The 19,728-nt window shown below is 64.8% G+C and carries 15 protein-coding genes; 8 read left to right on the plus strand and 7 right to left on the minus strand.

The genetic code is table 11. The features are described from left to right. Nucleotides 1-62: 62 nt before the first annotated feature. From ACO055_RS11635 to ACO055_RS11655, 5 genes are all read right to left on the minus strand, one after another. A complete protein-coding gene (locus ACO055_RS11635; RefSeq protein ID WP_422059037.1) occupies nt 63-1,118 on the minus strand; it encodes a DUF1611 domain-containing protein in 1,056 nt (351 codons plus the stop codon). Between the two features lie 23 nt (nt 1,119-1,141). Beyond that, a complete protein-coding gene (locus ACO055_RS11640; protein WP_422059038.1) occupies nt 1,142-3,313 on the minus strand; it encodes a TonB-dependent receptor in 2,172 nt (723 codons plus the stop codon). 34 nt (nt 3,314-3,347) lie between these two features. Further along, nucleotides 3,348-4,490 carry a dipeptidase gene (locus ACO055_RS11645; protein WP_422059039.1) on the minus strand — a complete coding sequence of 381 codons (1,143 nt, stop codon included), beginning with the start codon at nt 4,488-4,490 and terminating at the stop codon, nt 3,348-3,350. 84 nt (nt 4,491-4,574) lie between these two features. Continuing rightward, nucleotides 4,575-5,582 carry a dipeptide epimerase gene (locus ACO055_RS11650; RefSeq protein ID WP_422059040.1) on the minus strand — a complete coding sequence of 336 codons (1,008 nt, stop codon included), beginning with the start codon at nt 5,580-5,582 and terminating at the stop codon, nt 4,575-4,577. Further along, the gene (locus ACO055_RS11655) at nt 5,582-7,558 is read right to left on the minus strand and encodes a serine hydrolase domain-containing protein (RefSeq protein WP_422059042.1); all 1,977 of its coding nucleotides are present in this window, start codon (nt 7,556-7,558) and stop codon (nt 5,582-5,584) included. The genes ACO055_RS11650 and ACO055_RS11655 overlap by 1 nt, the downstream gene beginning before the upstream one ends. A 140-nt stretch (nt 7,559-7,698) precedes the next feature. Between ACO055_RS11655 and ACO055_RS11660 the strand changes: the two genes are divergently transcribed. The 3 genes from ACO055_RS11660 to ACO055_RS11670 all read left to right on the plus strand — a co-directional run bounded on the left by ACO055_RS11660 (nt 7,699) and on the right by ACO055_RS11670 (nt 11,533). Beyond that, a complete protein-coding gene (locus tag ACO055_RS11660) occupies nt 7,699-8,322 on the plus strand; it encodes a helix-turn-helix domain-containing protein (RefSeq protein ID WP_422059043.1) in 624 nt (207 codons plus the stop codon). Then, the gene (locus ACO055_RS11665) at nt 8,315-10,018 is read left to right on the plus strand and encodes an N-acyl-D-amino-acid deacylase family protein (protein WP_422059044.1); all 1,704 of its coding nucleotides are present in this window, start codon (nt 8,315-8,317) and stop codon (nt 10,016-10,018) included. Before ACO055_RS11660 ends, ACO055_RS11665 begins: the two co-directional genes overlap by 8 nt. 183 nt (nt 10,019-10,201) lie before the next feature. Then, a complete protein-coding gene (locus ACO055_RS11670) occupies nt 10,202-11,533 on the plus strand; it encodes a dicarboxylate/amino acid:cation symporter (protein WP_422062460.1) in 1,332 nt (443 codons plus the stop codon). A gap of 29 nt (nt 11,534-11,562) precedes the next feature. Here ACO055_RS11670 and ACO055_RS11675 read toward each other — a convergent pair whose 3' ends face one another. Then, nucleotides 11,563-12,747 (minus strand): thiolase family protein, encoded by a 1,185-nt coding sequence (locus tag ACO055_RS11675; protein ID WP_422059045.1) that lies wholly within the window; start codon nt 12,745-12,747, stop codon nt 11,563-11,565. Beyond that, nucleotides 12,744-13,148 (minus strand): Zn-ribbon domain-containing OB-fold protein, encoded by a 405-nt coding sequence (locus ACO055_RS11680; protein WP_422059046.1) that lies wholly within the window; start codon nt 13,146-13,148, stop codon nt 12,744-12,746. The genes ACO055_RS11675 and ACO055_RS11680 overlap by 4 nt, the downstream gene beginning before the upstream one ends. A 105-nt stretch (nt 13,149-13,253) precedes the next feature. Between ACO055_RS11680 and ACO055_RS11685 the strand changes: the two genes are divergently transcribed. The 5 genes from ACO055_RS11685 to ACO055_RS11705 are packed head-to-tail and all read left to right on the plus strand — an operon-like array spanning nt 13,254 to nt 19,714. Continuing rightward, nucleotides 13,254-14,567, plus strand: a complete 1,314-nt coding sequence (locus ACO055_RS11685; RefSeq protein WP_422059048.1) for an amidohydrolase family protein — start codon at nt 13,254-13,256, stop codon at nt 14,565-14,567. Between the two features lie 13 nt (nt 14,568-14,580). Beyond that, nucleotides 14,581-15,858 carry a cytochrome P450 gene (locus tag ACO055_RS11690; RefSeq protein ID WP_422059049.1) on the plus strand — a complete coding sequence of 426 codons (1,278 nt, stop codon included), beginning with the start codon at nt 14,581-14,583 and terminating at the stop codon, nt 15,856-15,858. Between the two features lie 10 nt (nt 15,859-15,868). Next, nucleotides 15,869-17,344, plus strand: coding sequence for an aldehyde dehydrogenase family protein (locus tag ACO055_RS11695; protein WP_422059050.1), 1,476 nt, complete (start codon nt 15,869-15,871; stop codon nt 17,342-17,344). 11 nt (nt 17,345-17,355) lie between these two features. Next, nucleotides 17,356-18,588: a CaiB/BaiF CoA transferase family protein gene (locus tag ACO055_RS11700; RefSeq protein WP_422059051.1), complete on the plus strand. Its 1,233-nt coding sequence runs from the start codon at nt 17,356-17,358 to the stop codon at nt 18,586-18,588. A gap of 13 nt (nt 18,589-18,601) precedes the next feature. Continuing rightward, entirely contained in the window at nt 18,602-19,714 is a 1,113-nt protein-coding gene (locus ACO055_RS11705) for a Gfo/Idh/MocA family protein (RefSeq protein WP_422059053.1), read from the plus strand. The last annotated feature ends 14 nt before the right edge of the window (nt 19,715-19,728 follow it).

Raw genomic sequence — 19,728 nt, forward strand, 5'->3', positions numbered from 1 at the left:
TTCACGATATTCCTGTTCCGCCCGCTCGCCGGTGCCTTCGCAGGGGCACGGAAGGCCCACCATCATGCGAGGATATTTTCGACGAGCGCGTCGAAGCTGGCGCCGCCACGGATCGGATCGGTAACCGGCAGGCCGAGCCGCTGGCGCTCGGCCGCCATCAGCGCCTCGGCGCCGTCGGCGTCGAAGCTCGACGTATTGAGGCTGATGCCGCCGCAACGGATCGCGGGATTGGTACGGCTGCCGAGGCGGATCGTCAGGTCGATCACCTCGTCGACCGTCGGCAGCGCAAAGCTTTCCATGCCCAGGATGACCTTGCGTGTCGGATCGTGGCACACGACGAAGACGTCGGGCTGGCTACCGTGAAGCAGGCCCAGCGACACCGCGGCATAGGCGGGGTTGAAGATCGACCCCTGCCCTTCGATCAGATCCCAATGGCTGTCGGGCGCGTCGGGGCTCAGCATTTCGGCTGCCCCCGCCTCGAAATCCGAAACCACCGCGTCCATCGGCATGCCGCCTCCCGCGATCATGATGCCCGTCTGGCCGGTCGCGCGAAAGTCCGCATCGATGCCGCGCGCGACGAACGCCCGGTGCAGCGCGAGCGCCGTATATTTCTTGCCGAGCGCGCAGTCGGTACCGACGGTCAGCAGTCTTTTGCCGCTGCGCTTGCGCCCATTGCCGATCGGGATCGACGGCGGCGGGGTGCGGATGTCGATCAACCGCTGCCCCGTGCGCCGCGACGCTTCGACGAGAGCGGGAACGCTCGTCAGCTTGGTGTGGAGACCGCTGACGATGTCGAGTCCCGCCTCCATCGCCTCGACGAGGACAGCAACCCAGCGCTCGCCGATGACGCCGCCCTGGTTCGCGACCCCGATGACCAGCGACTTGGCCCCGGCCGTCGCCGCCTCGGCAGGCGACATCGGCGGCAGGCCGGTGGTGACGGTGCAGCCCGCGATCGACGATTCGCCGACGCAGCGGTCGCCCGCCCAGTCGGCCAGACCGAAAGCGGTCTTGGCATAGCCCGCCTCGCTCGTGTCGCCGAGGAACAGCAGATAAGGCTGCGGAAGGGTGGGTACACCCTCCCGATCGGCGTCTGCACGCCGTTGCAGCACGGTGGCCATGGTCGTTCGTCTCCTATGGGCCGTCAGAAGCCGGCCGTCAGCGTGACGCCGAAGGTACGCGGGCGGATGACCGCGGTTCCGGCAGCACCGAGCGGAACATTGCCCGGCGCTTCGAGCGATGTCTTGCCCTCGGCATCGGTCAAATTCTTCGCATAAAGTTCGAGCGAATATTGGCCGAAATCGACGCCGGCGCGCAAGTCCACCACCTGATAGGACGGCAGATAGCGTTGGCGGCCATTGGCGCTGCGGAAGGCGAAATCATAGGCTGCGGGCTGTTTCGACAGGCTGCGGATCGAGCCGCCGACATAGGCCTTGGTTTCGCCGCCCAACTCCCACTCATAATCGGCATTGGCGCCGATGCTGTATTTGGGAGTGTAGGGCAGCGCGTCGCCCGACAGGCCGCCGACCTGCGGCGGGGTGTCGTCCTTCAGCTTGGCGTCGGTATAGGCACCGTTGAGCGAGAAGCTGAGACCGGTGGTCGGGCGCAGCACCGTGGTGAATTCCAGACCGTCGCTCGTCGCCTTGCCGCCGTTGAAATTGACCCCGAAATTGTTGATCTGGCCAAAGACCTGAATGTCCTTCCAGTCGATATGGAAGGCGGCGATGTCGATCGAGAAGCTGCGATCCGCGGTCTCGGCCTTCACGCCGAGCTCGTAGCTGATCAGCGAGTCCGAGGCATAGGTGCCCAGGTTCGCCGGTGCGCCCGGTGCCAGGACGTTGGGACCGCCGGGACGAAAGCCCTTCGCGACGCGCGCATAGACCGTGGCCTGATCGCTGATCTCGAACTGCGGCGCGGCCGAGAAGGTGAAGACATTCTCGGACGAGCGCGCGTCGGGCAAGGTGCGCGGACCGCCTGCGAGTGCGCCGTCGGATACCTGGTTCGCGAACTGCCTGTTGCCGCTGTAGCGGCCGCCGAAGGTCAGGTCGAAGCGCTCGCCGAGATGAAGCGTCGCATTGGCAAAGCCCGCCAGCTCGCGATAGCGCGAGTTGATCGTCGCGACGCCGAGCAGCGGCAGCCCGGCGACCGGCGTCAGCGTGCCCGGCTGCACCGCGTTGAAGGTCTGATCGATGATTCCCTTCTCGCGCGTGTAATAGCCGCCGATCAGCCATTCGAAGCTGTCATTCTCGGGCGACTGGAGGCGGATTTCCTGCGACACGCGCCGCACGCGCGTGAGCTGGCCCTGGAAGAAATTGTTCGGGGTACCGAAAATCGCCTGGATCAGCCCGCCGAACTGCGGGGTCAGGTCGCCGCGGAACGATTGCGACAAGGTGCTATAGCTCGTGGCCGACACCAGGTTCGCAAAACCGAGATCGGCGTCGACGATCGCGCTGTAAACGCGATAGCGGACGTCGGTGAACTCGGGAACGAACTGCGACTGCGACAGGCGGCCATAGAGGGTACGGCCGGTCGAGGGATTGCTGTCGACGCTGTTCGAGGCGTCGGTCTTCAGATTCTGGAGATAGGCGCCGAGCTGGACCGAAAAATTATCGCTCGGTTTGAACAGTACCGAGGCGCGGCCGCCATAGCTTTTCGAGCTGTTGATATTGGAATCGACGTCGGACCCGCCGGTCCCGATCGAGTCGATGAAGCCGCCAAAATCGCGATAGAAACCCGATGCCCGAAACGCGAGCGTGTCGCCGATCGGTATGTTGACGACGGCGCTGCCAAGATAGGATTCATCGCCGCCCTTGGTCGTTTCGACGCTGGCGCGTGCGCGGGCTTCGAATCCCTCGGTGTCGGGCTTCTTCGTCACATATTTGAGCACGCCGCCCATCGAGCTGGCACCATAGATGGTGCCTTGCGGTCCGCGCAGCACTTCGATCCGTTCGATGTCGAACGTGTCGAAATCGCCCGCCAGAATGGCGCCGTTGACCAGGCCGCTGCTCGAACCGAAGGTCGTTTCATCCTGATAGACTGCGACGGTCGAGGCGACGCCGCCGGTGTTGACGCCGCGCAGGACGAGGCGGCCGAAGCCGGGCGTCGTCTGCGTCAGTTGCAGGCCGGGAACCAGCTTCAGATAGTCGGAGAAGTTGGTGGCCTGGATGTTTTCCAGTGCCTCGCCCGACACCACGCTCACCGATTGCGGCACGTCGGTCAGTCGCTGTTCGCGTTTTTGCGCCGTCACGACGATGTCGTGTTCGTCGCCCGTGGCATCCTCGGCATAGGCCGGTGCCGCCGCCATGATCGCGATCATGCTTCCTGCAAGAAATAGTCCCTTGTTCATCGTCTTACCCCCAGACTTGAGCGAGCAGGCGGCGGAAATTGCCCCCCAGCACGGCAGTGATATTTTCGTTGGAATAGGCCCGGCGGATCAGCTCCTCGGTCAGGTCAAAGACCTTCTTCGGGTGATCGAAGCCGTCGATGTCGATCTTGTCGCGAAAGCCGTAGCTGGCCTTGTACGCACCCTTGAGCGCGGCATATTCGTCGGGCTTCATATCGTCATAGCCGTTGAGATCGGCGTCCGATCCGATGCCGACATGATCGACCCCGACCAGCTTTGCGACATGGTCGATATGGTCGGCCATATGCCCGACGTTCGTCGGATCGGTCGCGCGGACGAACATCCGCACCCCGGTGATGCCCATCACCCCGCCCTTCGCGGCGAGCGCCTTGATCGCTGCGTCGGTCTTGACCCGCGGATGGTCGACCAGCGCGCGGACATTGCTGTGGGTGATCGCGATCGGGCCGCTGGCGATTTCGATCGCGTCGAGCGTCGTCTTGTCGCCGCAGTGCGACACGTCGATCAGCATATGCTGTTTTTCCATCTCGGCGACGATCGCGGCGCCATAGTCGCTGACCCCGCCGTCGACCCGCTCGGTGCTGCCCGATCCGATCATATTCTGGCTGTTGTACGTCAGCTGCGCACAGCGAAGGCCAAGGCGGCGGAACAGCGCCACATCGGCGATCGTCTCGAACTGCTCGGCATTCTGGATGCCCATGATGACCGCGCATTTGCCGTCCTTCTTCGCGCGGTCGAGGTCGCCCACCGTATCGACGAGCGTGAAGACATCACTGTTGCGCCCCGCGAACCCTTGCCACCCGGCGAGAAAGGTCAGCGCCTGGCGCTTCGCATCGGGACCGCCAAGGCCATAGGCGTTGTGAAACCCCGTGATGCCGCTGGCCCGGAACTCGGCCGCCTCTGCGTCGGTCAGCCGGTGCGCGACATACTCCTCCGACATCGTGATCTTGAGCGGCGCGAGCATGTCGATGACCAGCGACGCGGCGACAAGATCGACCGCGCGGCGCGAATAGCTCCGCCCGGGAGCCGCCGCGAAAGCATAGGCGCCCCGGTTGATCATCGGCGCAGACAAAGCAGCGCCGACCGCGCCCGCGAAGATCGCGCGGCGCGTCACTGGGAATGACGATGTCATTCCGGACTCCCTCTCAAGAAAATTTCAATTTCACGACTATTGTCCTAATCAGAGAATTGTCAACCCGTTTAGGACATATATTCGCTAGCTGCCCCAGATTTCCGCCGGACAATGAATCAGGCCGCCGCGATAGGCGACGCCGGGCACGCGGTCGCGCGCCAGAAAGGTCGGGCCGTCCAGATCGACGATGTCGCACAGCTGCCCCACGAGGTACGACGGCGCCATCGACAGGCTGGTCCCCATCATATTGCCGACCATGACATCGAGCCCCAGTTTCCGCGCCTGCCGCGCGATCGCGAGCCCTTCGGTCAGGCCGCCGCATTTATCGAGCTTGATGTTCACGACGTCGAAGCGCCCGACAAGCGCGACGGTGTCGGCCAGCGTCACGGCGCTTTCGTCGGCGACGAACGGCAGCGGACGCTTCAGCCCGTCGAGGTCGGCCTCGCGCCCGCGCCGCAGCGGCTGCTCGAGCTGCGCGACGCGCGTCTGCACGAGCACCGGCAACAGTTCGGCCAGCGTCGCCACGTCATAGCCCTGGTTCGCATCGACGCCGATCCACGCGTCGGGCCGCGCGGTCCGGATCGCGACGATCCGCGCGATGTCGTCGGACAGGTCGCCCGTCAGCTTGACCTTGACCGGCGCCTCGGGATCGATCGCAAGCGCGGCTTTCGCCATATTGCCCGCGCTGTCGGCGCCGAGCGTCAGCGTCGAGCGCAGCGCTTTCGGCGGGCTCAGCCCCGCAAGCTCCCAGACCGGCCGCCCCTTCTGTTTCGCCTCGAGATCCCAGAACGCACAGTCGAGCGCATTGCGCGCGCCGCCGGGCGGCAGCAGCGTCTGGAGATGCTCGCGCGTTGCACCGCGTTCGATCGCGCCGCGCACGCGCGAGGCTTCGGCGACCATATGGTCGATATCGTCGCCCAGATAATAGACCCCGGCGCCTTCGCCGCGGCCGACATGCGTGCCGTCCGAAAGCTCGGCGACGAGCAGCGCGGTTTCGGTGAACACATGGCCCGAGATGCGGAACGGCTGGTGATAGGCAAAGCGCTCGACCCGAAGGTCGAGCGCCAGATCCTTCATGCTCTGCGTGGCCATCAATAGACCATCCCGAACCCATAGAGATGATAAGCGAGCGTCACCCACGCCAGCACCGCACCCGCAGCCACCAGCAGCAGCGCGCCGAACGTCATCGTCCATTTGCGCTTGCCCGTGACGCTGAGCCACAGGTGCCACGCGGCGGTGCCGAGCAGGCCGAAAGCGGCGACCGGCGTCAGGATGCGCAGCAGATGGATCAGCCAGTCGAGCGGCCCGCCGATGCTGCCGATGTCGTCGGAGAAGGCGGCGATCAGCCCCAGCCAGCCCGCCACCGCGGCCAGCACCAGCCACGCGAAGATACGCGACAGCCGATAGACGCGGCGCGCCCGGCCCTCCAGCGCGAAGTCAGCCTTGAAGCTGCGCCGCACCAGCGCCCGCACTGGCCACGCCAGCGCCGCGAGCAACGCGATGCCGAGCGCCGCGCACAGGGCGGGGATCAGCCAGGCGGCGTTGGTGCCGGTATGCGCGGGTTCGAACACCATGAAGGGCGACCCGGCATCGAGGCTCCAGCGCACGACGCGGCCGTCCTTGACCTCGGCGGCCAGCCTTTCGCCCGTGCCCGTGTCGCGCCACACAAAGGGAGCGACCTCGACCCAATCGCGCGCGCCGGCGCCGAGCCCATCGAGTCCCGGCACATTGATCTTGCCGTCTTCGGTCAGCGAAATGCTGGCCTGCCCGATCAGGCCGAACAGACTCAGGAAATTGGTGAAGCTGCCGCGGCTGCCTTCGTAATTTCCGACCATCATCTGCGCATGCTGCGTCGCCGTCTTGGCATCGACCGTCCCCGGCGTTTCGGTGCCGGGCAGGTAACGGTCGGCGAATTTGTGGAACAAGGCGCTGCGGACGGCGCCCGCCGCGCCTTCCTTGCCGGGGCTGTTCATCGAAATATAGACGCCGACGTCGGCGTCGGGGAACAGCCACAGATAGCTGTGGAACCAGACGGTGTCGCCGCCATGCGCGATCGCGCGGTGGCCGTTGACCTGTTGCTCGTAAAAGCCGAGCGCCATGCTGTTCAGCGGGCCGACGCCCGGCGCCTTATAGTCGTGCATCATCGCCGTGGTTTCGGGCTTCAGCAGCCCCGCGCCGCCGTTCAGGTGCGCGATCATGAACTTGCCCATGTCGGCGCCGCTTGCCGACAGGCTGCCGGCGGGGGCGGGAATGACGATCTCGAACGGCCGCGCCTTTTGCGTGATGTCGGGATAGCCGTTCGACATATCGGCAACCAGGTTGGCGGGAAGCGGTTGGCGAAAGCTCGCATGCGCCATGCCGAGCGGCTTGAAGATATGATGGTCGACATAATCGTCGAACGTCTCGCCGCTGACCCGCTCGACGATATAGCCGGCAAGCGCGGTGGCATAGTTTGAATAAGCCGGCGTCGTCCCCGGCGCAAAGACCCGCTGCGGCAGCGCGAGCGGCATCTGCTTCTTGAGCGCCATCGCGGCTTTCGGGTCGCTGCTGATCAGATAGCGCACCGATTCCTCGAAGCCCGCGGTGTGCGTCATGATGTTGCGCAGCGTGATCGGCTTGCCTTCGAACGGCGGAATCTTGAAGTCGAGATAGGCATTCACATCCTTGTCGAGGTCGAGCTTGCCCGCCTCGACCTGCTGCATCACCGCCGTCCAGGTAAACAACTTCGACACCGATCCCGGCCGGAACAGCGTGGTTTCGGGCAGGACGGGTTTGCGCTTCGCGACATCCGCAAAACCATAGCCCTTTTCGAGCACGACCTGGTCGCCGCGCACGACGACGACGACCGCGCCGGGGATCCGCCCGCGTTCGAGCGCATAGGGCAGGAAGCCGTCGAGAAACGCCTCGAGGTCGGTCGGGGTCAGATTCGCTGTCTGCACCGGCTTGGCCACAGGCAGCGGCGCCGCTTCGGCCTTTTTCGCGGCGGGCGCAGGAATCGGCCCTTGCGCCGCCAGCGGGACCGCCGCCAGCGCAGCGAGCCCGATCATCAGCTTGCGGATGAAACGCATCTTCGTCCCCTTTTTTCAGACACTCTCGCCGACCCTTGCGGCGAGGCGCGCGACCCCTTACCAAGGACTAACATCTGTTGGCCCGATGGGGACATAATGATCCTGATTAGAAAATTGTCAAACATGGAATGGAAATATTGATGGCGGACCCATCGAGCCCGCCGACGCTGGGCGCGGTGATGCGCGGCATTCGTTCGCGAAACGGCTGGACGCTCAAGGAAATGAGCGCGAAGTCGGGCATCCCCGTGTCGACGCTGTCGAAGGTCGAGCATGACCGGCTGACGCTGAGCTATGACAAGCTCCAGCAGCTGAGCCAGCGACTCAAGATCCGCATGTCCGACCTGTTCGCCGAAGACGAAGAGGACAGCACGCCGCGCGTTACCGGCCGCCGCAGCATCGGGACCATCGACCGCGCGGCCCGCGTGACGACCGACAATTACGACTATCATTATCTGTGCACCGATCTCCGCCAGAAGCGGATGATCCCGATCCTGACCCGCATCCGCGCCCACAGCGCGAGCGAGTTCGGCGAGCTCGTCCACCATCAGGGCGAGGAATTCATCTATGTCTTGGAAGGACGGATCGAAGTGCACAGCGAATTCTACGACCCCGTCACGCTCGACGTCGGTCAGGGCATCTATATCGATTCGTCGATGGGCCACGCCTATGTCGTCGCCGGGGGCTTCGACGAAGCACTCGTGCTGGGTGTCTGCTCCAGCGCCGACGACGGGCTGATGGATTCGCTGATGAGCCTCCATGGTTGAGCTGCGCACCCTTCGCCTGGCCCTGCTCGCCAGCACGCTGCCTGTCAGCGCCCTGTTCGTCACGGCGCCGGTCGCCGCGAAACCCGCCTATGACCTGATCATCCGCGGCGGCACCCTCTATGACGGATCGGGCGCGCCGCCCGTTGTCGGCGATGTCGCGATCAAGGGCGACCGGATCGTTGCGGTCGGCCGGATCGAAGGAACCGCGACCCGCGAAGTCGCGGCAAAGGGCCTCGCGGTCGCGCCAGGCTTCATCAACATGCTGAGCTGGGCAACCGAATCGCTGATCGCCGACCCGCGCAGCCAGAGCGACATCCGCCAGGGCGTGACGCTCGAAGTGATGGGCGAAGGCTGGTCGATGGGCCCGATGAACGCGACGATGAAGCGCCAGGAGACCGATCGCCAGGGCGACATCAAGTACAAGATCGATTGGACCAGCCTCGGCGATTATCTGACGTCGCTCGAAAAGCGTGGCATCGCGACCAACGTCGCGAGTTTCGTCGGCGCCGCGACGGTCCGCGTCCATGAACTCGGCGAGGATGATGTCGATCCCTCGCCCGAACAGCTGGCTCGCATGCGTCTGCTCGTCCGTCAGGCGATGAACGAGGGCGCGCTCGGCGTCGGCAGTTCGCTGATCTATGCGCCCGGCTCCTATGCCGAGACCGATGAACTGGTCGCGCTGATGACCGAAGCCGGAAAATGCGGCGGCATGTACATCAGCCATATGCGCTCCGAAGGCGACCGGCTCGAAGAAGCGGTCGACGAACTGATCGCGATCGCGCGTCGTTCGAAAGCCCCCGCCGAAATCTATCACCTCAAAATGGCGGGCCGCGGCAACTGGGGCAAATTCGACTCGGTGGTGAAGAAGATCGAGGCCGCACGCGCCGACGGGATTCGCATCACGACCGATATGTACACCTATACCGCCGGCGCCACGGGACTCGACGCTGCGATGCCCACCTGGGTGCAAGCGGGCGGTCTCGAGGCCTGGATCGAGCGGCTGAAGGATCCGGCGATTCGCGCGCGCGTCGCGGCCGAAATGCAAAAGCCCGGCAGCGACTGGGAAAATCTCTACCTCGGCGCGGGCGCCGACAAGATGATCCTCAGCGGCTTCAAGAATGAGGCGCTGAAACCGCTGACCGGCAAGACGCTCGCCGAGGTCGCCGCGATGCGCGGCAAGTCGCCCGAGGAAACCGCGATGGACCTGGTGGTCGAGGACGGCTCGCGCGTCGGCGCGGTCTATTTCCTGATGTCCGAAGACAATGTCCGCAAGCAGGTCCAGCTACCGTGGATGAGCTTCGGGTCCGATGCCGCGTCGCAGTCGGCCGAAGGCGTCTTCCTGAAATCGGGCTCGCATCCGCGCACCTATGGCAATTTCGCGCGCCTGCTCGGCCGCTATGTCCGCGACGAAAAGTTGATCTCGCTCGAACAGGCGATCTACCGGCTGACCACGCTGCCCGCGACGAACCTCGGCATCGCCGAACGCGGCGCGCTGAAGCCCGGCTATTTCGCCGACGTCGTCATTTTCGATCCCGCGACCGTCGCCGACCGCGCGACCTTCGAAAAGCCGCATCAATATGCGGTCGGAATGCGCGACGTGTTCGTCAACGGCGTCGCGGTGCTGAAGGACGGCGAGCCGAGCGGCGCCGTGCCGGGGCGCGCGGTCCGCGGCGCGGGATGGAACCGCTGTTCCTGACCGGGCCTGCGGCCGCCAGCCAAAGGACCGGCACACGCGGCTGACCCCTGGTCATGTCCGAAAGATTGGGCTCGGTCCGGTGGGCGAGCAATTCGGGCTTGCCGTCCGGCAAACATGCTGGCCATGTTTGAGCGGAACCAGCGGCGAAACGGCCGCGCTCGGGAGGATGTACGCGTGGCTGTCATAGCAATCGACGAGTCCGGACAGGCGTCGGCGGGACCGAAGCCCTTCTATCGCCACCTCTATGCCCAGGTTCTCGTCGCCATCGTGCTCGGCGCGTTGATCGGCCATGTCTGGCCATCGTGGGGCGAAGCGCTCAAGCCGCTCGGCGACGCGTTCATCAAGCTGGTGAAGATGATCATCACGCCGGTGATCTTCCTGACGCTGGTGACCGGCATCGCCGGGATGACCGAACTGAGATCGGTCGGCCGCGTCGCGGGCAAGGCCTTCGCCTATTTCCTCTTCTTCTCGACGCTCGCGCTGATCGTCGGCCTGATCGTCGCCAACACGATCCAGCCCGGTGCCGGAATGAACGTCGACCCCGCGACGCTCGATACCGGCGCGGTGAACAGCTATGTCGAGAAGGCAAAGCACAGCGGTATCATCGAATTTCTAATGGCGATCATCCCGACGACGCTCGTCTCGGCGCTCGCCGGCGATTCGCTGCTCCAGGTGCTACTGGTCTCGATCCTCTTCGGCATCGCGCTCTCGATGGCGGGCGAACCGGCGGCGCCGGTGCGCGACATGCTCGAACGCATCGGGCTGGTCGTGTTCAAGCTCGTCGGCATCCTGATGCGCGCGGCGCCGATCGGCGCGTTCGGCGCGATGGCCTTCACGATCGGCAAATATGGCATCGAATCGCTCGCCAACCTCGCGGGGCTGGTCGCGACCTTCTATCTCACCTCGGCGATCTTCGTGATCGTCGTGCTCGGTATCGCGGCCAAGCTCGCGGGCTTCTCGATCTTCAAGCTGATCCGCTACCTCAAGGCCGAATTGCTCCTCGTCCTCGGCACCTCTTCGTCCGAAAGCGCGCTGCCCAGCCTGATGGAGAAGATGGAACGCGCCGGCTGTGAAAAGTCGGTCGTCGGGCTGGTCGTCCCCACCGGCTACAGCTTCAATCTCGACGGCACCAACATCTATATGACGCTGGCGGCGCTGTTCATCGCGCAGGCGTGCAATGTCGACCTGTCGCTCGGCGACCAGATCGCGCTGCTCGCTGTCGCGATGATCAGTTCAAAGGGCGCCGCAGGCGTGACCGGAGCAGGGTTCATCACGCTCGCTGCGACGCTGTCGATCGTACCCTCGGTCCCGGTCGCGGGCATGGCGCTGATCCTCGGCATCGACCGCTTCATGTCGGAATGCCGCAGCCTCACCAATTTCATCGGCAACGCGGTCGCGACGATCGTCGTTGCCCGCTGGGACAATGCGCTGGACCGCGAACAATTGCGGCTGGCGCTGGACGGCGGCGCGGCGCCTCCACTGGCCGCATCGCCCGTCGAACAGGACACGGACTAGTTCGACGGCGGTGCGCAAGCCGCCGCGCCTTACTCGCGCACCAGCAGCATCGCGCCCGCCAGCGGTCCTCCCGAGGTCGATGTCGCGCACACCCTGGGATCGCCCTTCACCTGCCGGGCTCCGGCGCGGCCCCAAAGCTGCGTGCACGCCTCGTGCACCGTGCCATAGGCATGGAGCCGCCCGCCCGACATCGCGCCGCCGCCGGTGTTGACCGGAAGATCGCCGTCGAGCGCGATGCGCGTGCCGCCTTCGATGAAATCCTTCGCGCCATAGCGTTCGCAAAAGCCGAAATTTTCGAGCCAGTTGATCGTGTGGAAACTGAACCCGTCATAGAGTTGCGCGATGTCGACGTCGGCGGGCTTCAGGTCGGTGCGGCTCCACATCATCTCGGCGACCTTGGGCTGCGCCTGCGTGTCGAGTTCGGCGAGCTGCGTCCAGCTGTTGCGATAGCGCATCGACGATCCGATCGCGTCGATCCGGATCGGCGGATTCGGCAGGTCGCGCGCGACGTCCATGCGCGACACGATGATCGCTGCCGCCCCGTCGATCGGCACATCGCAGTCATAGATACGCAGCGGCGTCGCGATCAGCGGCGCGGCGAGATAATCGTCGATGCTGATCGGACTCTTGTAGATCGCGTTCGGGTTGAGCGCGGCATTGCGGCGCTGGTTGACCGCGATCTGCCCGACCTGTTCGGCGGTGATGCCGCTCTTGTGGACATAGAGGTTGAAGAACAGCGCCTGCTGCAAGGCGGCAGCATAGGTGTAATAGGGTGCGTACCACGAAAAGGGGCCTGCCTGCCGCTGCCCTTCGCGAAGCAGCGAGTTGGCGTACGCGGCCTTGCGCGCCGTCGCTTCATACATGGTGCGGAAAATCAGGACGTTGCGGCAGAGTCCCGCTGCGATCGCGCCGATCGCGTTGAACACGGCGCCATATTGGCCCGGCGCTTCGCCGCCGCCGCCATACCAGTTCACTTGCAGACGCAGCGCATCCTGGAGCGCCGCGCAGCCCACGGGTGAAAAGCCCGAGCCGTCTGCGCGTTCGCCGGGCCAGGTCGCGATGCCGTCGATGTCGGCGCGCGCGAGGCCGGCGTCGGCGATCGCTTCGAGCGCCGCGTCGACGGTCAGCGCCAGCGCCGACCGGCTGGCGCCGCGCGACACCTCGGACATGCCGACGCCGGTGATCGCGCAATCCTTCTCGGCGAAACGGGTCACGCGCGCACCGGGCGGAAAAGCGGGACCCACAGATCCTCGGCCGGTTCGAAGACGACCTCGACCGCCATGTCGAAGTCCACCGTCTCGGGCGTGCAGTCGACGATGTTGCAGGGAATCCGCACATCGTCCTGCTCGGCGATCGCGACGAGCGCGAGCACATAGGGCTCGGCCAGATCGGGCACCCACGCCTTGTGATTGACGGTGAACGTCACGACCCTGCCCCGCCCCGACACCGCCTGCGGACCGACGTCGCGGCTTTCGCAGCGCGGGCAGAAGGGAACCGGCGGGTGGACGAAATAGGCGCAGGCGGCGCAACGATGGATCGCCAGCTTCCCCTCGCGGCCCCATGTCCAATACGCCTCATTGTCGCGGTCGATCACCGGCAAAACGCGCGCTACCATTTTTCTCTCCCGACTTATCACACCAGGTCATAATCCAAGAGTTGACACATCGTCAATTTTTGCGATGATGCGCGCAACAATAAGCAAATGGAGAGGAGAGTCGCCATGCAGATGGACGATATGGTCATCATCAGCGTCGACGACCATGCGGTCGAACCCCCCGAGGCCTTTATCCGCCACTATCCCGAGGGGAAAAAAGACCGCGCGCCGCGCATCGTCCAGGACAATGGCAAGGACATCTGGTCGTGGAACGGCCAGCGTTTCCCGACCATCGGGCTCAACGCCGTCGTCGGCCGCCCGCGCAGCGAATATGGCATGGAGCCGAGCGCGTTCGATCAACTCCGTCCCGGCACCTATGACCCGCTCCTGCGCGTCGACGACATGAACGCCAACGGCGTGCTCGCCTCACTCAATTTCCCGACGATGCCGAGCTTCGCCGGTGGCACCTTCGTCGCGATGGCGCAGAAGGATCCCGAAGAATCGCTGCTCGCCTGCCGCGCGTGGAACGACTGGCATGTGCAGGAATGGTGCGCGGCCGCGCCTGGCCGCTTCATCCCGATGTGCCTGATCCCGATGTGGAACATGGACGACACGCTGGCCGAGCTGAAGCGGATGAGCGACCTGGGTGTCCATGCGGTCAGCTTTTCCGACAATCCGTCGAACATCGGCCTGCCGAGCATACACAATGAATATTGGGAGCCGTTCTGGAAGGCGTGCAGCGACTATAAGATGGTGATCAACTGCCATATCGGCACCGGCGCGCGCGCGATGCATCCCTCGCCCGAAAGCCCGATCGACGCGTGGATCACCGCGATGCCGATCTCGATCGCCAATTCGGCCGCCGACTGGACCTTCGCCAAATTCTGGCAGCGCTACCCCGATCTGCGCATGGCGCTCAGCGAAGGCGGCATCGGGTGGATCCCCTATTTCCTCGAACGCGCCGATTTCACGCACGAGCATCATCACGAATGGACCTTCACCGATTTCAAGGGCGAGCGACCGTCGGACCTGTTCAAGCGCCACATCATCTGCTGCTTCATCGACGACCAGTTCGGGGTGAAGAACCTCGAATATATGAATGAGGAGATGGTCTGCTACGAATGCGACTATCCGCATTCGGACACCGTGTGGCCCAATGTTCCCGAATATCTGTGGGCGTCGGTCAACGGCCTGTCGAAGGCGACGATCGACAAGATAACCCACCAGAATGTGATGCGCGAATACAGCTTCGACGCGTTCGCGCTCAACGGCGGGCGCGAGAATTGCACCGTCGCGCACCTGCGCGAACTGGGCAAGGACGTCGATGTCAGCCCGCGCCACAACCTCGGCGGATTGAAGTCCGACAGCATGGACGCGATCGGCCAGGCGCGGCGCCCGGTGACGTCGGGCGACATCGAACGCATGTTCGCTTCGGCCTGAGCGGAGGACGTCGATGACCGAGACTCTCGCGCGCTGCCCGATCGCCCGTGCCCCGGCGGACGCGCCGGCGGTGCCCGCGCATGTCCCGCCCGAACTGGTGCTCGATACACGCTTTGCACAGGGGCAGATCGCATACGACCTGCCCGATCCCTATCAGCCCGCCGAGGTGATGCGTTCGCCCGCGGTGCCGCGCATCCTTTATTATCCCTGGCCGACGAGCGGGCGGCAGCATGGCGCGTGGACGGTGTCGCATTATGACGACATCCGCCGCGTCTATGAGGACAACGACATCTTTTCGACCGAAGGCGCGGCGCAGTTCCAGGTGCTGGCGGGCGAGAGTTTTCCCTCGATCCCGCTCGGCATCGATCCGCCCGACCACGGCCGCTATCGCCGTTTCCTGAACCCCTGGTTCACGCCGGTCGCGATGAACGCGATGGAGCCGAAGATCCGCGCGATCGTCACCGAAATGATCGATGCGGTGGTCCAGGATGGCGAGGTCGACATCGCCTATGACTTCGGGCGCATCTATCCGGTCCGCGTCTTCCTGAACCTGATGGGGTTCCCCTTCAGCATGTTCGACCAGTTCCTCGAGTGGGAATATGCCATCCTGCACAATCCCGACATCGGCGCCAAGGCCGAGGCGGTGAAGGGCATCCTCGCCTATCTGCGCGGGTTCATTGCGGAGAAGCAGGCGAAGCCCGACGAGACGCTGGGCAGCTATATCGCCAATGGCCAGATGGACGGGCAACCGCTGACCCCCGACGAGACGATCGGCATGACCTGGTTCCTGTGGCTCGGCGGGCTCGACACCGTCGCCTCGACGATCAGCCAGATGTTCCGCCGCATGGGCATGGATACCGAACTCCAGGCCCGCATCCGTGCCAACCCGGAGATCATCAACAGCGCGGTCGAGGAATTCCTGCGCGTCCAGCCGCTCGTCAACAGCGGCCGCCGGATCAAGAAGGACTTCACCTGGCACGGCGTCGAGCTGAAGGAAGGCGACTGGATCGCGTGCATCAACAGCGCGGGCAATTTCGACGAGAAACAGTTCGCCTGTCCGCGCGATTTCGATCCCGAGCGCAAGAACAACCGGCATTTCACGCTGATCGGCGGCGTGCATATCTGCCTTGGCGCGCATCTGGCGCGGCGTGAGCTGCGCGTGTTGCTTCAGGAATTCCTGTCGCGCGTGCCGCCCTTCACGATCAAGGCGGGTGCCGATACGACGGTGATCCCCGGGCTGCTGTCGATCCGCAACCTGCCGATCGTCTGGGACGCAAAAGCCGTTTCATAAGGACAAACATATGGCTTTCTTGAAATATGACGACGCCATCTATGTGGGCGGCGAATGGCAAAAGACCGACCAGCGCGAGGCGGTGATCAACCCGGCCGACGAAAGCCTGCTCATCGAGGCTCCCGTCGGCAGCGCAGCGCAGGTCGATGCCGCGATCGGCGCGGCGCGCACCGCATTCGACCAGGGCGACTGGCCCTATATGCCCGTGGCCGAGCGGCAGGCGGTGCTGACGCGCTTCCTCAACGCGCTCGACGCGCGCAAGGGCGCGATCGTCGACATGATCGTCGCGGAAGCGGGTGCGACCCGAATGCTCGCCGAGTTCCTGCAATATGGTATCCCGATGAAGCATGCACGCCGGACGATCGAGGTGGCGTCGCGCCCGGCGGTCTCGTCGCTGCCGGTCGAACTGACCCCCAATGCGCAGGGCCGCACGACGCTGGGCACAGGGGTGGTGAGCCGCGAGCCGGTCGGCGTGGTCGCCGCGATCTCGCCGTATAATTTCCCCTTCTTCCTCAACATCGGCAAAGTCATCCCCGCGCTCGCGGTCGGTTGTACGGTCGTGCTGAAACCCTCGCCCTACACGCCCATGCAGGCGTTGATCCTCGGCGAGATCGCCGACGAGGTCGGGCTGCCCAAGGGCGTGCTCAGCATCGTCACCGGCGATATCGAGACGGGCAAATTGCTCACCACCGACCCGCGCGTCGACCTGGTCCACTTTACCGGTTCGGACAAGGTCGGGGCGATGATTCAGGCGCAGGCCGCGCCGACCTTGAAGCGCATCGTGATGGAACTCGGCGGCAAGTCGGCGCTGATCGTACGCGCGGACGCCGATGTGCAAAAGGCCGCGGCGGCAGGGATCATGGGCTTCACCACCCATGGCGGTCAGGGCTGCGCGCTGACGACGCGCCACCTTGTCCACAACAGCATTCGCCCGCAATTCGTCGCGGCGATGCAGGCGATGCTCGGCCATCTCAAGATCGGCAATCCAGCCGACCCGACGGTCAACTATGGCCCGCTGATCCGCGAAGTCGCGCGCAAGCGCACCGAGGATTATGTGGCGATCGCACAGGATGAGGGCGCGACGCTGGTGGCCGGGGGCAAGCGGCCCGAAGGGCTCGACAAGGGCTATTATTACGAGCCGACGCTGTTCGACAATGTGAAGAACGACAGCCGCCTCGCGCAAGAAGAAGTGTTCGGTCCGATCGGGGCGGTGATCGGCTTCGACGACGACGATGACGCGATCGCGATGGCGAACCACAGCGATTTCGGGCTGTCGGGGGCGATCTATTCGGCGGATGCGGGACAGGCCTATCGCATGGCGCTGAAGCTGCGCACGGGCGGGGTGGCGATCAATGGCGGCGCCGGGACGATGCAGTCCGACGCGCCATTCGGCGGCATCAAACGCTCGGGCTACGGCCGCGAATATGGCGAGGATGGGCTCAACGAGTTCACCTATCAAAAGGTGATCGGCTTCCACGCCGAATAAAGGAAAAGCGCATGACCAAAGTGATGTCCGGCATCCGCGTCCTCGAGGTCGCGCAATTCACCTTCGTTCCCGCGGCCGGCGGCGTGATGACCGACTGGGGCGCCGACGTGATCAAGATCGAGCACCCGGTGCGCGGCGATGCGCAGCGCGGCATCCAGATGCTCCAGCGGCTCGCGGTCAATCCGCAGCGCTCGTCGCTGATGCAGCATCCGAACCGCGGCAAGCGCAGCGTCGGGATCGACATTTCGACCGCGGAAGGGCAACAACTTCTCTATGAAATCGCGGCGACCTGCGATGTCTTTCTCACCAATTACCTGCCGAACCAGCGGCAAAAGCTGAAGATCGACGTCGAGCATATTCGCGCGGCGAACCCGAAGATCATCTATGCGCGCGGATCGGCGTTCGGCGACAAGGGGCCCGAGCGCGACAAGGGCGGGTTCGATTCGACCGCCTATTGGGCGCGCGGCGGTTCCGCCATATTGGTCACGCCAAAGGCGCTCGACGGTCCGCTGACCCAGCCGGGTCCGGCCTATGGCGATACGATCGGCGGCATGAATATCGCGGGCGGCATCGCCGCCGCGCTGTTCCACCGCGAGCGCACCGGCGAGGCGACCGAGGTCGATGTGTCCTTGCTCTCGTCGGGCATCTGGGCAACCGCCTGTTCGGTCGATGTCGCGATGGAGCTGGGCACCGATCCGTTCGAGAATCAGATGCCGGGCGGCAGCCAGGCCGTCGGCACCAACCCGTTCATGGGCGTGTTCAAGACGTCCGATGGCAAGTTCATCAACCTGACCGTGCTGTCGCCCGGCCCCTATATCGAGGATGTGTTCGGCCATCTCGGCATTCCGGAATTTGCCAAGGACGACCGTTTCTCGACCGCCGAGGCGATCATGGCGAATGCGACCGAAGCCTATCCGCTGGTCAAGGACGCCATCGCAGGCCAACCCTATGCCTATTGGATCCAGCATCTCAAGACGATGAAGGGTCAATGGGCCGCCTATCAATCGGTGCACGACGTCGCGAGCGACGAGCAGGTGCTGGCGAACGACCTGATATTCGAGGTCGAAAGCGCCGACGGCGGAGCCCCGATCCGGCTGGTCGCGAACCCGGTGCAGTTCGACCATGCGGGCGTCGAAAACACGCGGGCGCCCGAGGCGTCGGAGCACACCGAATTGTTCCTGATGGAACTCGGGCTCGAGTGGGATCGTATCGAGGATCTGAAGAACAAGAAGGCGATCGCCTGACGGCAGGCGCCGCATGATCGCTCGCCCCCTCCGCGTCGGGATCATCAGCGCCGCCTGGGGTGCGAGGGCGCATCTGCCGGCATGGCGCAGTGTCGACGGGATCGAGGTCACCGCTATCTGTACGTCGCGGCCCGAGACCGCGGCCAAGGCCGCGAAAGACTTCGGCGTCGCGCGCGCCTTTCACGATTTTTGCGACATGGCGGCAGACCCCGATATCGATATCGTCGATTGCGGCACCCGCCCGCCGCTGCGCTATGCGATGGTGATGGCGGCGCTAGGCGCGGGCAAGCATGTCTATAATGGCGTCCCGTTCGCCAAGGATCTGACCGATGCGCGGGCGATGACCGCGGCCTGGCGAGCGGCCGGGACGGTCGCGGTCGTCGATGCCTTCATGCAGGCTGTGCCTGCGATGGTGCAGATGAAAGCGATGGTCGACGCGGGCTGGCTCGGCGGCGTCTTTGGCGCGGACATTGCGTTCGAAGTGCCGCTGTTCAGCGCGGCGCAGACCAATGTGCCGGGCTATGTCTGGTTCGCCGACGCCGCCAACGGCGCGAGCGCGGGGCGCAATCTGGGCAGCCACATGCTGAACCTGCTCGTCCATTTCTTCGGCCCCGTGGCGTCGGTGGCGGCCGATATGTCGCTGGCGCTGAAGGAATGGCCGGCGGACGGCGATCTCATCCGCCCCGAGGTGCCCGATCGCGCGTCGATGCTGCTGCGCCATGCGTCGGGCCTGCCGACGCGGGTCGAGGCAAATTGGTGCAAGATCGGTGGCGACGGGTTTCGCTTTTCGGTGTGGGGATCGAAAGGGCGGCTCGAAGCGCGTGCGCCTGTGTTTCCGATGGCGCATGATACGCAGTTGTTCGGGACGCGAAATGCAGCGCTGGGCAGCGCGCCGATGGACGCCATCACGCTGGAGCCGGACTATCTTCGGATTCCCGGCTGTCGCGCCGTCGCCGACCGGCCCGAGACCGGGCTGTTCGCGCTCGCCTCGATATTCGCCGCGATGCGCGACGCAATCCATGCCAAGGGCGCCGCGTCGCCCGATTTCGCGCAGGGCCTGCATGTACAGGAGGTGGTCGAAGCGGCGGTACGGGCGAGCGACGAGCGAAGCTGGGTTAATGTCTGAACTCCATCGCGCGG

The organism is Sphingopyxis sp. (assembly GCF_965227415.1).
Classification (GTDB): Bacteria; Pseudomonadota; Alphaproteobacteria; order Sphingomonadales; family Sphingomonadaceae; genus Sphingopyxis.

Excerpts from the sequence above, each read along its gene's own strand:
- ACO055_RS11635 (WP_422059037.1), bottom strand. The coding sequence starts at position 1,118 with ATGGCCACCGTGCTGCAACGGCGTGCAGACGCCGATCGGGAGGGTGTA.
- ACO055_RS11640 (WP_422059038.1), bottom strand. The coding sequence starts at position 3,313 with ATGATCGCGATCATGGCGGCGGCACCGGCCTATGCCGAGGATGCCACG.
- ACO055_RS11645 (WP_422059039.1), bottom strand. The coding sequence starts at position 4,490 with ATGACATCGTCATTCCCAGTGACGCGCCGCGCGATCTTCGCGGGCGCG.
- ACO055_RS11650 (WP_422059040.1), bottom strand. The coding sequence starts at position 5,582 with ATGGCCACGCAGAGCATGAAGGATCTGGCGCTCGACCTTCGGGTCGAG.
- ACO055_RS11655 (WP_422059042.1), bottom strand. The coding sequence starts at position 7,558 with ATGCGTTTCATCCGCAAGCTGATGATCGGGCTCGCTGCGCTGGCGGCG.
- ACO055_RS11660 (WP_422059043.1), top strand. The coding sequence starts at position 7,699 with ATGGCGGACCCATCGAGCCCGCCGACGCTGGGCGCGGTGATGCGCGGC.
- ACO055_RS11665 (WP_422059044.1), top strand. The coding sequence starts at position 8,315 with ATGGTTGAGCTGCGCACCCTTCGCCTGGCCCTGCTCGCCAGCACGCTG.
- ACO055_RS11680 (WP_422059046.1), bottom strand. The coding sequence starts at position 13,148 with ATGGTAGCGCGCGTTTTGCCGGTGATCGACCGCGACAATGAGGCGTAT.
- ACO055_RS11685 (WP_422059048.1), top strand. The coding sequence starts at position 13,254 with ATGCAGATGGACGATATGGTCATCATCAGCGTCGACGACCATGCGGTC.
- ACO055_RS11690 (WP_422059049.1), top strand. The coding sequence starts at position 14,581 with ATGACCGAGACTCTCGCGCGCTGCCCGATCGCCCGTGCCCCGGCGGAC.
- ACO055_RS11695 (WP_422059050.1), top strand. The coding sequence starts at position 15,869 with ATGGCTTTCTTGAAATATGACGACGCCATCTATGTGGGCGGCGAATGG.
- ACO055_RS11700 (WP_422059051.1), top strand. The coding sequence starts at position 17,356 with ATGACCAAAGTGATGTCCGGCATCCGCGTCCTCGAGGTCGCGCAATTC.
- ACO055_RS11705 (WP_422059053.1), top strand. The coding sequence starts at position 18,602 with ATGATCGCTCGCCCCCTCCGCGTCGGGATCATCAGCGCCGCCTGGGGT.